This is a genomic window from Kluyvera sp. 1366 (assembly GCF_054823405.1).
In genome coordinates this window covers 345,741-359,642 of record NZ_JBTRDW010000004.1, presented here as the reverse complement: position 1 = coordinate 359,642, position 13,902 = coordinate 345,741, and the positions used below count along the sequence as shown (strand labels likewise).

The following is a 13,902-nucleotide window of genomic DNA, read 5'->3' as shown; positions in this document are numbered from 1 at the left end:
TTGCGATACGCAACACAGATGGTGAACTTTTCTGCACAACATAGCCAGGTTATGTTGTGCGGCGGCTCTTAACTTAATGATGATATTGGTTTTTTAATGAAATATCGTCTGATGAAAAAGCTGGCACGCCCGCTGCAATAGCTCCTCTGACAGCACGTTTTCTGGAAGGCGACTGAGCCTTCAGAATATCTGACCCTACATAAAGGAGTTTGCGATGCGTTATGCACATCCCGGTACGCCCGGCGCTTTGGTTTCATTCCAGGCGATTTACGGCAACTACATTGCGGGCAAATTCGTCGAGCCGCTCAGCGGCCAATACTTCACTAACACCTCGCCAGTGAATGGCAGCGATATCGCGCAGTTCCCGCGTTCGGATGCGCGCGATATCGATTTAGCGTTGGATGCGGCGCATCAGGCGGCCGATGCCTGGGGAAAAACCAGCGTGCAGCATCGCGCCAACATCCTGTTGCAGGTGGCGGATCGCATTGAGGCCAATCTCGAAAAACTGGCGGTAGCGGAGAGCTGGGATAATGGTAAACCGATTCGCGAAACCCTGAACGCCGATCTTCCGCTGGCGGTGGATCACTTCCGTTACTTCGCCGGTTGCCTGCGTGCGCAAGAGGGCAGCACCGCGGAGATCGATGAAACCACCGTGGCATATCACTTTCATGAACCGCTCGGCGTGGTTGGGCAAATCATTCCGTGGAACTTCCCGCTGTTAATGGCGGCGTGGAAACTGGCGCCAGCGCTGGCGGCGGGCAACTGTGTGGTGCTGAAACCGGCGGAACAGACGCCGCTCGGTATTACGCTGCTGATGGAGGTGATTGGCGATCTGTTCCCGGCTGGCGTGTTGAATGTGGTGCAGGGTTTTGGTCGTGAAGCGGGTGAAGCGCTGGCGACCAGCAAACGCATCGCCAAAATCGCCTTTACCGGTTCAACGCCGGTGGGGCGCCACATTATGGCCTGCGCTGCTGAAAACATCATTCCCTGCACCGTCGAGCTGGGCGGCAAGTCGCCGAATATCTACTTCGCTGATGTGATGGATGGTGAGGACGAGTTTATTGAGAAGGCGGTGGAAGGTTTAGTACTCGGTTTCTTCAATCAGGGTGAAGTCTGTACCTGTCCATCGCGCGCCTTGATTCATGAATCGATCTATCAACCCTTTATGGATCGCGTGATGGCCAAGGTGGCGAACATCCGTCGCGGCGATCCGCTCGATAGCGACACCATGATTGGTGCACAGGCTTCACGCCAGCAATTCGATAAAATCCTGTCGTATATCAACATCGCACGCGACGAAGGCGGGCAGATTCTCACCGGTGGCGATCGCGCCAGCATGGCCACCGAGCTGAATGATGGATTCTACATTCAGCCGACCTTAATCAAAGGAACCAACCAGATGCGCTGTTTCCAGGAGGAGATTTTTGGGCCGGTGATTGGTGTTACCACCTTTAAGGATGAGGCAGAAGCGCTCGCCATCGCCAACGAAACCCAGTTCGGTCTTGGTGCGGGCGTGTGGACGCGCGATACCAATCTGGCTTATCGCATGGGACGCGGCATCAAAGCCGGGCGCGTCTGGACCAACTGTTATCACATCTATCCCGCTCACGCGGCATTCGGCGGTTACAAGCAGTCGGGTGTAGGCCGTGAGACGCACAAAATGGCGCTCAGCGCCTATCAACAAACCAAAAATCTGCTGGTTAGCTATGGCACCGCGCCTTTGGGCCTGTTCTAAGTCCGCATCCGATCAAATGGAGAGTGAAAGATGAATATGCAAATCAAAACCACCATGAAAGCCGCGGTTGTGAAGGCTTTTGGTGAACCGTTAGTGATTGAGCAGGTGCCGGTGCCGCAGGTCGGGCCGGGGCAGATTTTAGTGAAAATTGCGGCTACCGGCGTGTGCCATACCGATCTTCACGCGGCCGAAGGCGACTGGCCGATTAAACCCAATCCGCCGTTTATTCCGGGCCACGAAGGTGTGGGCCAGGTTGTGGCGCTCGGCGAGGGCGTTAAGCACCTGAAAATGGGCGATCGCGTCGGTGTGCCGTGGCTCTATTCGGCGTGCGGTCACTGCGAACACTGTCTCGATAGCTGGGAAACGCTGTGTCTGTCGCAGCAAAATGCCGGTTACTCAGTGAATGGCAGCTTCGCGGAATACTGCCTCGCCGATGCCAACTATGTCGGCATCATTCCGGATAACGTCGATTACAACGAAATCGCGCCAATCCTCTGTGCCGGCGTCACCGTGTATAAAGGGCTGAAAATGACCGACACCAAACCCGGCGATTGGGTGGTGATTTCCGGTATTGGCGGTTTAGGGCATATGGCGGTGCAGTACGCGGTTGCCATGGGTCTGAACGTGGCGGCGGTGGATATTGATGATGAGAAACTGGCGTTCGCTAAACGTCTCGGTGCCAGCGTGGTGGCGAATGCGAAAAATGTCGATCCGGCCAAGGTGTTCCAGGAGAGTTTTGGCGGTGCGCATGGCGTGCTGGTCACGGCAGTTTCACCGAAAGCGTTCGAACAGGCGATTGGTACGCTGCGTCGTGGCGGCACCATGGTGCTGAACGGTTTGCCGCCGGGCAAATTCGATCTGTCGATTTTCGATATGGTGTTGGACGGCATTACGGTGCGCGGTTCCATCGTCGGGACGCGCAAAGATCTGCAGGAAGCGCTGGATTTCGCCGGTCGTCACAAGGTGAAAGCCACCGTAGCGGTAGAACCGCTGACTAACATCAACGATATCTTCGCGCGGATGCACGCTGGCAAGATTGAAGGGCGCATCGTGGTGGATATGTCGCTGTAACAAAAAGCCCGACGCGATGGTCGGGCTGGTCATTTAGCAGCTGGCGAGCAGCGCTTCGAGTTCGACGCGGCTCGTCACTTTACTGTCGATTTTGATGTAAGCACTTTTCTCTTCTGGCACGATAAACACCGACGCCACGCCGGGCTGCGCTTTCAAACGCTTCTCCAGATTCGGCACCGCCAGCACCGCATCGCTGAGCATAATGCGCAGGCTGCTGACGTAAGGCGGTTCCTGCATCGACATCGCCACAAACAGCCAGGCAGCTGCGACAATCGCACCGACCAGGAACACGGTTTGGGCATCAACATGACCATAGATCCATCCGCCCATGCTGCCGCCAATCGCCACACCAATGAACTGGCTGGTGGAGTAGATGCCCATCGCGGTGCCTTTGTAGCCCGGCGGCGACTCTTTGCTGATCAGTGATGGCAGAATCGCTTCCATCAGGTTGAAGGCGAGGAAGAACAGCTGCACACCAATCACCAGCGTCCAGAAGTGGCCTGCCGCGCCCCACAATACGATTTCTGCAATGATGATGATCGCCACGCAGCCGACAAACACGCGCTTCATGCGGCGCTTCACTTCGGCATAGATAATGAAAGGCACCACGGCAACAAAGGCCACCAGCATCGTCACCAGATAGACTTTCCAGTGCTCGGCCGCCGGTAAACCGGCTTGTTCAAACTGTCCCGGTAGCGCCACGAAGCTCGACATCAGCAGAATGTGCAGGCAGAGAATGCCGATATTCAGTTTTAACAGTTTTGGATTGGTCAACACCGCGCGGATACTGCCTTTCACCATGCCGGATTCGCGGTTCAATACGTGGTTTGGTGCGTTCGGCACAACTAATAAGGTGATGACGATGCCCAGCGTCGCGAGGATGGCGATCATCCAGAACAGCGCGTGCAAGCCGAGTGCGTGGGTGACAATCGGGCCAACTACCATCGCAATAGCAAAAGTGACGCCAAAGCTGATGCCGATAAACGCCATCGCCTTGGTGCGGTTTTGTTCACGGGTTAAATCTGACAGCAACGCCATTACCGCAGCGGCAATCGCGCCGGAGCCTTGTAACGCGCGGCCTAAAATCACGCCCCAAATGGTGTCGGAGATGGCGGCGATCACGCTGCCGAAAACGAACAGCAGCAGCCCGCCAACGATCAGCGGCTTTCGGCCGACGCGATCGGAGAGCAGACCAAAAGGAATCTGGAAGATGGCTTGTGCCAAACCATAGATACCGATTGCGAGACCAATCAGTGTTTCACTGGCGCCCTGTAACGCCATGCCGTACGTGGTGAGTACCGGCAAGACCATAAACATTCCCAACATGCGCAGGGAAAAAACGGTACCTAAACCCCATGTAGCACGAAGCTCTACTGGCGTCATTTTATTGTCGTTCATGTTTACCTCAAAATTATACTGCGCCCATTTTAGGCAGCAGGGCAGGGCGGGTAAAACATTTGTTCTTAAGCAGTGGTAACAAAAAGAAAGGGCGCGAAATTCGCGCCCTTTCTGGTTTTGCGGAGCTGAATTACCAGACGTAAGTCAGTAAATCTTTCGACGCTGGCGTCATGAAATCAACGGACATCATCACGCTCAGAGCGGTGATAGCGACAATCGAGAACACAAACAGTTTACGCGCCCAAACTTTATCGTTTGAGGTTTTGTAACCTGAAAGCGCCATCCCGAGCCACCACACGCTAACGGCCGCAGCCACCACCAGATATTTGTAGCCCGCGTAACCGCCAAGGGTCAGCATCAGCGTGGCAATCATGAACGCCAGGATATACAGCGTAATATGATTTTTTGCCACCGAGATGCCTTTCACCACTGGCAGAACCGGGATGTTGGCAGCCTGGTAATCTTTAAAGCGGAAGATGGCAATCGCATAGGAGTGCGGCATCTGCCACAGGCTAAAGATAGCCAGTAAAATCAACGCGCCAGCATCAAACTGGTTGGTCACTGCGCAGTAGCCAATCACCGGCGGCGCAGCGCCAGAGAGACTACCAATCAGCGTGCCGTAGACAGAGTTACGCTTCATATAGAGGCTATAAACGCCTACGTAAACCACGAAGCCCATCACCGCCAGCCACATGGCCAGCGGGTTAGCGCCGAAATACAGCAACGCAAAGCCAGCAATACCCAATGCGGTTGCATAAACCAGGCTTACTTTCGCCGAGATCAGGCCTTTGACCAGAACACGGTTCCGCGTTCTCTCCATTTTGATGTCGATATCGCGGTCAATCACGTTGTTGAAAACACAACCTGATGCGACAACCAGCGATACGCCAACCAGCGAGGCGAGAAACAGGGTGTAATCAATGCTGCCTTTCGAAGCCAGCAGGAATCCACCGATCACAGAAATTAAATTGCCGAAAATAATTCCTGGTTTTGTTACTTGCAGGTATTGCTTAATCATTACGCGACTCTTTAGTGGGCCATCATGTTGTAGTTGAGGTTCCACATAATCCACAGTGAGCCTACGACAACAATCAAGATGATGAGTGCTGAGAAGACAATGGCCACCATGTTCCAGCCACCTTCTGATTTGCTGTCTAAGTGCAGGAAGTAGACCAGGTGAACCAGCACCTGAACTACCGCACACACCAGAACCACACCCAGAATAGTGCCGTGTGAAGCGCCGCCATCCATGACCATCCAGAACGGAATACCGGTCAGGATGATAGAGAGGACGAAGCCGATCATGTAAGACTTCACGCTACCGTGAGAAGCGCCATGTTCGTTAACAGAATGACTCATTACATGGCTCCCATCAGGTAGACAACGGTGAATACGCAGATCCAAACCACATCCAGGAAGTGCCAGAACAAGCTCAGGCACATGATACGGGTGCGGTTGGTTGCAGTCAGACCACGTTTAGAAATCTGGAACATCATCACTGCCATCCAGATCAGGCCAGAGGTCACGTGCAGACCGTGCGTGCCGACCAGCGTAAAGAACGCTGACAGGAAGCCGCTGCGATCAGGACCGAAGCCTTCTTTGATCAGGTGATGGAATTCATAGATTTCCATGCCGATAAAGCCAGCACCGAACAGGAAGGTCAACGCTAACCAGCTGATGACCGAGCCCTTGTTCTGGTTGTTCATCGCAATCACTGCCATACCATAGGTAATGGAGCTGAGCAGCAGCAGCGCGGTTTCGACCAGAACGAACGGCAGTTCGAAGATGTCTTTACCTGCCGGGCCACCGGCAGTGTTATTGACCATAACTGCATAGGTCGCAAACAGGGTTGCGAAGATAATGCAGTCACTCATCAGGTAGATCCAGAAGCCAAAGACTTTATTGGCTCCTGCATCGTGATGCCCATGCTCCGCATGGGCGTCGTGGTGGTGTTTTGCAGTTTCAATTGACATTATTTCAGACCTGCTTTGCTGATTTCGTCAAAGTGCTTCTTCTCGATCTGCTCGACTTCAGCAACCGGTACGTAGTAATCCACGTCTTCATCGAAGCTCTTCACAATCCAGGTGATGATGGTGCCCACGAAGGTGAGGCCAGCCAGCCACCAGATATGCCAGATCATGGCGAAACCGAATACAGTCATCAGAGCCGCGATAACAACAGCTGCGCCACTGTTTTTCGGCATATGAATTTCTTCATATTTTTCTGGCTGCTTGTACGCTTCGCCTTTCTCTTTCATTTCCCAGAACGCATCGCGCTCATGGATATGCGGGATAACAGCAAAGTTGTAGAACGGCGGCGGTGAAGAGGTTGCCCACTCCAGCGTACGTCCACCCCACGGGTCACCGGTCAGATCACGGTTCTGGTCGCGGTCACGCACAGAAACGTAGAACTGGGTAACCTGGCACAGGATACCGCAAGCGATCAGCGCCGCACCGCCTGCTGCAACCACCAGCAGTGAGTGGAACTGAGGATCGATATCCTGGCTGATACGACGCGTCATGCCCATGAAGCCCAGCGCATACAGCGGCATGAATGCCACGAAGAAGCCGATGATCCAGAACCAGAACGCGCGGATACCCCATTTTTCATTCAGCGTGAAGCCGAACGCTTTCGGGAACCAGTAGGTCACGCCAGCCATACAACCGAACACCACACCACCGATAATCACGTTATGGAAGTGCGCGATCAGGAAAAGGCTGTTGTGCAGAATGAAGTCCGCACCTGGAACCGCCAGCAGAACACCTGTCATACCACCAATAGAGAAGGTAACCAGGAAGCCGATGGTCCACAGCATCGCTGAGTGGAACTCAACGCGACCCTGATACATGGTGAACAGCCAGTTGAAGATTTTCACGCCGGTCGGGATAGCGATGATCATCGTCATGATACCGAAGAAGGCGTTTACGTTCGCGCCCGCACCCATGGTGAAGAAGTGGTGCAGCCAAACAATGAACGACAGAACGGTAATCGCGATGGTCGCCCACACCAGAGAGGTGTAACCGAACAGACGCTTTTTAGAGAAGGTCGCCGTGACTTCAGCGAAGACACCAAACACCGGCAGAACCAGGATGTACACTTCCGGGTGACCCCAGACCCAAATCAGGTTGACGTACATCATCATGTTACCGCCCATTTCATTGGTGAAGAAATGGAAGCCAAGGTAACGGTCAAGCGTCAACAGTGCCAGCGTAACGGTCAGTACCGGGAACGCAGCGATGATCAGGACGTTAGTACACAGTGATGCCCAGGTGAATACCGGCATTTTGAACAGGTCCATGCCCGGCGCACGCATCTTCAGAATGGTCACGAAGAAGTTGATACCGGTCAGTGTCGTACCGATACCGGACAGCTGGAGACTCCAGATCCAGTAATCGACCCCGACGCCAGGACTGTACTCCGCACCCGAAAGCGGCGGATAAGCCAACCAGCCGGTCTGTGCGAACTCGCCCACACCCAGAGAGATGTTCACCAGGATCACACCGATCGCGGTAAACCAGAAGCTCAGGTTGTTCAGGAACGGGAAGGCAACGTCACGAGCACCAATTTGCAGCGGTACCGCGATGTTCATCAGACCTACCACGAACGGCATCGCCACGAAGAAGATCATGATCACGCCGTGAGCGGTGAAGATCTGGTCGTAGTGGTGCGGCGGTAGTATGCCGGCTTCCCCAGCGGAAGCCATCACTTGTTGGGTACGCATCATTACCGCATCGGCAAAGCCGCGCAGCAACATGACGAAAGCCATGATGATATACATGATACCCAGTTTTTTGTGGTCAATGGAGGTGAACCATTCTGACCACAGGTACTGCCACTTACCAAAGTAGGTAATCGCAGCAACCAGCGCCAGACCACCTAAGATGATAGCGGCGACCGTAACCACGATAATGGGTTCGTGGTATGGCACTGCATCCAGTGTTAATTTTCCGAACATCGTATTATTCCTCGGCTCCCGCGGAAGCGGCGTGACTCATGTCCATGCCTTTATGTTCTGGCATGTCCATCTTCCCGTGGCTCATCATGAACTTATCAATTACTTGCTTGAACAGTTCTGGATTTGCCGTTGAGAAATATTCCACCGGGTGATTTTCGCTTGGCGTAGCCAGTTTCTCGAAATCATCCATGGTGTTCAGCGCGTTAGGTGCCGCTTTAACTTTGGCAACCCACTGCTGGAATTCCGCATCGTCTTTAGTTGCAATGGCTTTGAACTTCATGCCAGAGAAACCACGACCACTGAAGTTCGCAGAGATACCGTCAAATGTTCCTGGCTCGTTGGCGATCAGATGCAATTTGGTCTGCATACCGGCCATCGCATAGATCTGGCTGCCGAGAGTAGGAATAAAGAAGGAGTTCATCACGGAGTTGGAGGTGATCTTGAAGTTCACCGGAGTGTTTGCCGGGAAGGCAATCTGGTTGACGGTTGCAATACCCTGTTCCGGGTAAATGAACAGCCATTTCCAGTCCAGTGCCACTACGTCGATCTCAACCGGTTTAACGTCAGAAACCAGCGGTTTGCTCGGCTCCAGCGCGTGGGTTGATTTCCAGGTCAAAACGCCGAGGAAGATAATGATCAGGATCGGAATGGTCCAGACCACGGCTTCCACTTTGTTTGAGTGTGACCAGTTAGGGCTATATGTTGCGTTAGTATTGGTTGCCCGATATTTCCAGGCAAAGAATACTGCCATGAAGACTGCCGGGATAACTACGATCATCATCAAGCCGAAAGCTGTCAGAATCAACGAACGTTGCTCCAGTGCAATCTGTCCTTTGGGATTTAACAACGCACTATCGCAGCCACTGAGTAATACAGCGCCTGCAATTAATGACAAAATCCCCAAACTTTTATTGTATTTACTGAGTCTCATTTAACGACCTCAATGACAAAGGGCTCTATTGTCGTTTAAGTGTGCGCGCATTTTACGGGAAGGTTTATGCAGTGTAAACCAGCTTAAGGATGTGTCAGAAGGCTGTTGACACCTTTTGCTAAGGGTGTCACAGATGTTACGCAGGGTGACAAATTATTAACTGCGACAAGCAGTTGGCATCAATATAACAAAAACCAATGGTAGAAACCGCAGAAAAATCAGGGAAAGTATAAACCGTACTCTTAATACTCATTTATTTAACATTTCTGCATCATTTCGGCGATGACTTTTATACAAAGTAATTGCGCACCGGATTTAAATATTCGCTCGCAGTTGTTAATTTAATGTTTCTAATTCGCTTTAAAAAAAATGCTATTGGGAAAATGAGCAACTGATATTTTTACCCCATTATTTCGTTATGAAAATTGGCTTACTCAACCCAGATTTTCCCGCGCCGCTTTTTTTAATGCCAAACTATCCAAAATAACCCCGAGTGCGACCGCCAACAGCGCAAATGCCATGCCGGTTTCAAACATTGGCGTAAGTAGCGCATTAATCTGCACAACGCCACTGGCGTGAAGGGCTAAGGCCAGCAACCACAAGGCCAGTAAGCCGCAGCCGATGCTAAACAGACGCACCGTCCAGCGGTAACCTTGCGGCCACAAGCTGCGCATCACAAACTCCCCGCTTTGCTGCATGCTATGTAAAGTGCCGCGACACAGCCATAACAGCAGTAATCCCGGTACGCCAGCAAACACGGTGAAAGCATAGAAGGTCGGCCAGCCCCACATTTCAACCAGCCAACCGGCGGCGGGACCGACGTAAACGCGGCCCACGGCGGAGAGGGCAGAGAGCAGTGCGAACTGCGTCGCCGAGAAGGATTTGTTGCACAATGTCATCAGCAACGCGACAAAGGCCGCGGTGCCCATGCCGCCGCACAGGTTTTCAATGAAGACCGCGCTGGCCATGCTCCACAAGTGCGGTGGCGTTACCGCCAGCAACCAGTAAGCAAAATTCGACACCGCTTGCAGCACGCCAAAAATCATCAGGGCGCGGAACAAACTCAGGCGCTGCATCAGCACGCCGCCATACAGCGCACCAATAATGGTGGCCAACAAACCCAGCGTTTTGTTCACCAGACCGACATCGCCCGCGCTAAAGCCGACGCCGCGAATCAGGAAGGTGGTGGTGAGCGAGGCGGCAAATGCATCGCCAAGCTTGTAAAGGATAATCAGTGTGATCAGCAGCCAGGCATTGTTACGCTGGAAGAAGTCTTTCAGCGGGAATGTCACGGCCTGGCGTAGCGAGTGTGGTTCGCTCGCCGGCGCCACCGGTTCTTTCGCCAGCAACGTGGCGATCAGACCCGGCACCATCAGCAACGCCATCAGCCAGTAAGTGGCTTGCCAGCCGAGATAGCGATCCGCAATCCACAGCGCCAGTCCGCCTGAAATCAACATCGCCAGACGATAGCCCAGCACGGTGATTGCCGCGCCGCTTCCGCGCTCCTCCGGCGGCAGCACATCGGTTTTCCAGGCATCGAACACGATATCCTGCGAAGCCGAACAGAAGGCAACCAGCACCGCCAGCGCGGCCAGCAGCGTTAAGTCACGCGAAGGCTGCATAAAGCCCATGGCGATAATGCCGCCTATCAGCGCCAGCTGCGTGACCAGCAGCCAGCCGCGACGGCGACCAAGAATCGGTGGCGTATAGCGATCCATCATCGGCGACCACAGGAACTTAAACACGTAAGCCTGACCGACAAGGGAGAAGAAACCGATGGTTTTCAGGTCAACATTCTCTACCGTCATCCACGCTTGTAACGTCCCGGCGGTTAACGCCAGCGGTAAGCCTGAGGCAAAACCCAGCAGCAGCAATACCGCCGCATTACGTTGGGTAAAAATACGCAGATAATGAGATGTCATAGCCAACCTGAAATGAAGCCCGGCTGAGAGTCGCCGGGCAAAATACTGCGGAAATTAGCGGGCGTTCTGCTTAATGAAGTTGTGAACGCTGGTGTCCTGCGCCATATCAGCAATCACGTCACTCAGGGTTGAGTTAACCGCGTTGGTGATCTTCGCGTTGGTGGCGGTAAACGCGCCTTCTACGCTGTAAGTCTGGCGATAGTTTTTCACCTGCTTGTTACCGTTTTTCGCGGTGGCGATGATGGAGATATCCGCCTTGGTGGTAATGCTGTAGCGCACGTTGCCTTGGGTCACATCCGCATACAGACCATTCACCACGATCTGCAGATCAACGGCACCGCTCGGGCCGATCATATAGCCGCGTGACGTCATCTGCTTCTCTAATACTTCCTGCAGCAGGAAGCGCAGATCGCGTGATGGTGTCAGCGTGATCAACTGACCGTCGCGGTTTACTTTGGCCAGCGCCTGATCGGAACGTTGATCGGCACCGTTAACGCTGATGGTGACGCCCATCAGGCTTGGATCTTGCTGCGGTAATTGAATCTTCGGTTGAATATCCAATGTGGTGTTGTTGCTGGCACAGCCGGCCAAAATAAAAGCAGCCAGCAGAGGGAATAACAGTTTTTTCAACATACTCATTCTCGTTAGCATATGGGTTGGTTTGCAAAACTGCGGCCATCATAGCATTGCGCAGCGGTGAAAAAAGCCCCGGGCCAATGGAAATTGATTGTAAAGGCTTTTTTCGGACAGGATGAAACGCCAGCCAGTTGACCTGAGAGATAAGCGAGTTACTATGCGCAGCGCTGGCGGATTTATTTACGGTCAACCTGCGGAAGCGGTGAAAAACCTACTAATATTTAAACAGATGGGCACAGCGCTCGCCGGAAAGGAGTGTTAATCATGATTCGCGAACAAATAGAAGAAAAGTTGCGTAACGCTTTCGAGCCTGCACATCTTGAAGTGCATGATGAAAGCTACCGTCATAACGTGCCCGCCGGTTCTGAAAGTCACTTTAAAGTGGTGATTGTCAGCGATCGATTTACCGGTCAGCGCTTTCTGCAACGTCATCGCGCTATTTATGGCGAACTGGCGACCGAATTAGCGGGCAGCGTACACGCGCTGGCACTGCATACTTACACGCAAAAAGAGTGGGATGGATTGCAGGATACGGTTTTGGCCTCGCCGAATTGTCGCGGCGCGGGAACGCTCGCCTGAATTCCCTTTTTACTCATCCTTAAAAACGGCCTGCGGGCCGTTTTCTTTTCATTTATTACACTCAAACGCGATCTACGGCGCAAAAAAGCAGCAAAACCGCTAAAAAGTGGTGAGTTTGCAGCCTCGACTCATTCCAGCGATGCCGCTATAATGCTGCGTCTATTTTTCCGGAATGTCTTCGGGACGCTTCTGGTGACAGGGATTTGGTTCTGCCTGCAGAGGCCGTCCCGGTTGTTGGATACGGCGCATTTTATGTGTGGTGTCTGAAGTTGACCGAGCACGTGATTTTTTGAGGTAACAAGATGACAGTTTCAGTAGAAACCACTCAGGGTCTGGGCCGTCGCATTTCGATTACTGTTGCAGCTGACAGCATCGAAAGCGCAGTGAAGAAAGAACTGGTGGAAGTGGCTAAGAAAGTCCGTATCGACGGTTTCCGTAAAGGCAAAGTGCCGGCACACATCATTTCTCAGCGCTACGGTGCTTCTGTTCGCCAGGACGTGCTGGGCGAGCTGATGACGCGCAACTTCGTTGACGCCATCATCAAAGAGAAAATCAATCCGGCTGGCGCACCAAACTATGTGCCGGGCGAATATAAAGAAGGCGAAGACTTCACCTACGCGGTTGAGTTCGAAGTGTATCCAGAAGTTGAGCTGAAAGGCCTGGATGCAATCGAAGTTGAGAAGCCAGTGGTAGAAGTGACTGACGCTGACGTTGATACCATGCTGGAAACCCTGCAGAAGCAGCAGGCGACCTGGAAAGAGAGCGATGCCGCAGCGACAGCTGAAGATCGCGCGACCATCGACTTCAGCGGTTCTGTTGACGGCGAAGAGTTTGAAGGCGGCAAAGCCTCTGACTTCGTGCTGGCAATGGGCCAGGGCCGTATGATCCCAGGCTTCGAAGAGGGCGTTGTTGGCCACAAAGCCGGCGAAACCTTCACTATCGACGTGAAATTCCCAGACGATTACCATGCAGAAAACCTGAAAGGGAAAGATGCGAAGTTCGAAATCGTGCTGAAGAAAGTTGAAACTCGCGAACTGCCAGAGCTGACTGAAGAGTTCATCAAGCGCTTTGGCGTGGAAGATGGTTCAGTTGCCGGTCTGCGTGCTGAAGTGCGTAAGAACATGGATCGCGAGCTGAAAGGTGCTATCCGTAACCGCGTCAAGACGCAGGCAATCGACGGTCTGGTTAACGCCAACGACATCGACGTCCCGGTTGCGCTGATCGACAGCGAAATTGACGTTCTGCGTCGTCAGGCTGCACAGCGTTTTGGTGGCAACGAGAAGCAAGCGCTGGAACTGCCACGCGAACTGTTCGAAGAGCAGGCTAAACGTCGCGTCGTTGTGGGTCTGCTGTTGGGCGAAGTGATTCGTATCAACGAACTGCAGGCTGACGAAGATCGCGTTAAAACGCTGATCGAAGAGATGGCTTCTGCGTACGAAGATCCGCAGGAAGTGATCGAGTTCTACAGCAAGAATAGCGAGCTGATGAACAACATGCGCAACGTGGCTCTGGAAGAGCAAGCGGTTGAAGCGGTACTGGCGAAAGCGAAAGTGACCGATAAAGCCACTAACTTCCAGGAACTGATGAACCAGACCTCTGCGGCCTGATTCATTCGTTAACCGTTAGTGCTAAGCCCGTGACTGAAAAGTCGCGGGCTTTTTCGTTTCTGGCGCCA

General features: G+C 53.1%; 12 protein-coding genes. 4 read left to right on the top strand and 8 right to left on the bottom strand.

All coding sequences use genetic code 11. From position 1 onward, the window contains the following. Window positions 1–214: 214 nt before the first annotated feature. Together exaC and adhP are read left to right on the top strand one after the other, a co-directional pair. Entirely contained in the window at window positions 215–1,735 is a 1,521-nt protein-coding gene (gene exaC, locus ACVLVH_RS11060; RefSeq protein WP_110867746.1) for an acetaldehyde dehydrogenase ExaC, read from the top strand. Between the two features lie 36 nt (window positions 1,736–1,771). Then, a complete protein-coding gene (gene adhP / locus ACVLVH_RS11055) occupies window positions 1,772–2,806 on the top strand; it encodes an alcohol dehydrogenase AdhP (RefSeq protein WP_192236781.1) in 1,035 nt (344 codons plus the stop codon). Between the two features lie 33 nt (window positions 2,807–2,839). Here adhP and ACVLVH_RS11050 read toward each other — a convergent pair whose 3' ends face one another. The 8 genes from ACVLVH_RS11050 to ACVLVH_RS11015 form a co-directional block, all read right to left on the bottom strand. Continuing rightward, a complete protein-coding gene (locus ACVLVH_RS11050; RefSeq protein WP_498949395.1) occupies window positions 2,840–4,204 on the bottom strand; it encodes an MFS transporter in 1,365 nt (454 codons plus the stop codon). 130 nt (window positions 4,205–4,334) lie between these two features. Continuing rightward, entirely contained in the window at window positions 4,335–5,222 is an 888-nt protein-coding gene (cyoE, locus tag ACVLVH_RS11045; protein ID WP_008103945.1) for a heme o synthase, read from the bottom strand. 11 nt (window positions 5,223–5,233) lie between these two features. After that, window positions 5,234–5,563: a cytochrome o ubiquinol oxidase subunit IV gene (locus tag ACVLVH_RS11040; protein ID WP_007886986.1), complete on the bottom strand. Its 330-nt coding sequence runs from the start codon at window positions 5,561–5,563 to the stop codon at window positions 5,234–5,236. After that, a complete protein-coding gene (locus ACVLVH_RS11035) occupies window positions 5,563–6,177 on the bottom strand; it encodes a cytochrome o ubiquinol oxidase subunit III (RefSeq protein ID WP_192414027.1) in 615 nt (204 codons plus the stop codon). Before ACVLVH_RS11035 ends, ACVLVH_RS11040 begins: the two co-directional genes overlap by 1 nt. Continuing rightward, window positions 6,177–8,159, bottom strand: a complete 1,983-nt coding sequence (gene cyoB / locus ACVLVH_RS11030) for a cytochrome o ubiquinol oxidase subunit I (RefSeq protein WP_101762427.1) — start codon at window positions 8,157–8,159, stop codon at window positions 6,177–6,179. The genes ACVLVH_RS11035 and cyoB overlap by 1 nt, the downstream gene beginning before the upstream one ends. Before the next feature lie 4 nt (window positions 8,160–8,163). Continuing rightward, on the bottom strand, window positions 8,164–9,090 hold the full coding sequence (cyoA, locus tag ACVLVH_RS11025; RefSeq protein ID WP_101762426.1) for a cytochrome o ubiquinol oxidase subunit II: 927 nt from the start codon (window positions 9,088–9,090) through the stop codon (window positions 8,164–8,166). A 434-nt stretch (window positions 9,091–9,524) separates the two neighbouring features. Next, the gene (gene ampG, locus ACVLVH_RS11020; RefSeq protein ID WP_498949394.1) at window positions 9,525–11,012 is read right to left on the bottom strand and encodes a muropeptide MFS transporter AmpG; all 1,488 of its coding nucleotides are present in this window, start codon (window positions 11,010–11,012) and stop codon (window positions 9,525–9,527) included. 54 nt (window positions 11,013–11,066) lie between these two features. Further along, window positions 11,067–11,645 carry a lipoprotein gene (locus ACVLVH_RS11015; RefSeq protein ID WP_007886975.1) on the bottom strand — a complete coding sequence of 193 codons (579 nt, stop codon included), beginning with the start codon at window positions 11,643–11,645 and terminating at the stop codon, window positions 11,067–11,069. Window positions 11,646–11,912: 267 nt separating this feature from the next. Here ACVLVH_RS11015 and bolA point away from each other — a divergent pair, with 267 nt between their 5' ends. Then, window positions 11,913–12,227, top strand: coding sequence for a transcriptional regulator BolA (gene bolA, locus ACVLVH_RS11010; protein WP_008103937.1), 315 nt, complete (start codon window positions 11,913–11,915; stop codon window positions 12,225–12,227). 302 nt (window positions 12,228–12,529) lie between these two features. Further along, window positions 12,530–13,834, top strand: coding sequence for a trigger factor (gene tig, locus ACVLVH_RS11005; protein WP_008103935.1), 1,305 nt, complete (start codon window positions 12,530–12,532; stop codon window positions 13,832–13,834). The last annotated feature ends 68 nt before the right edge of the window (window positions 13,835–13,902 follow it).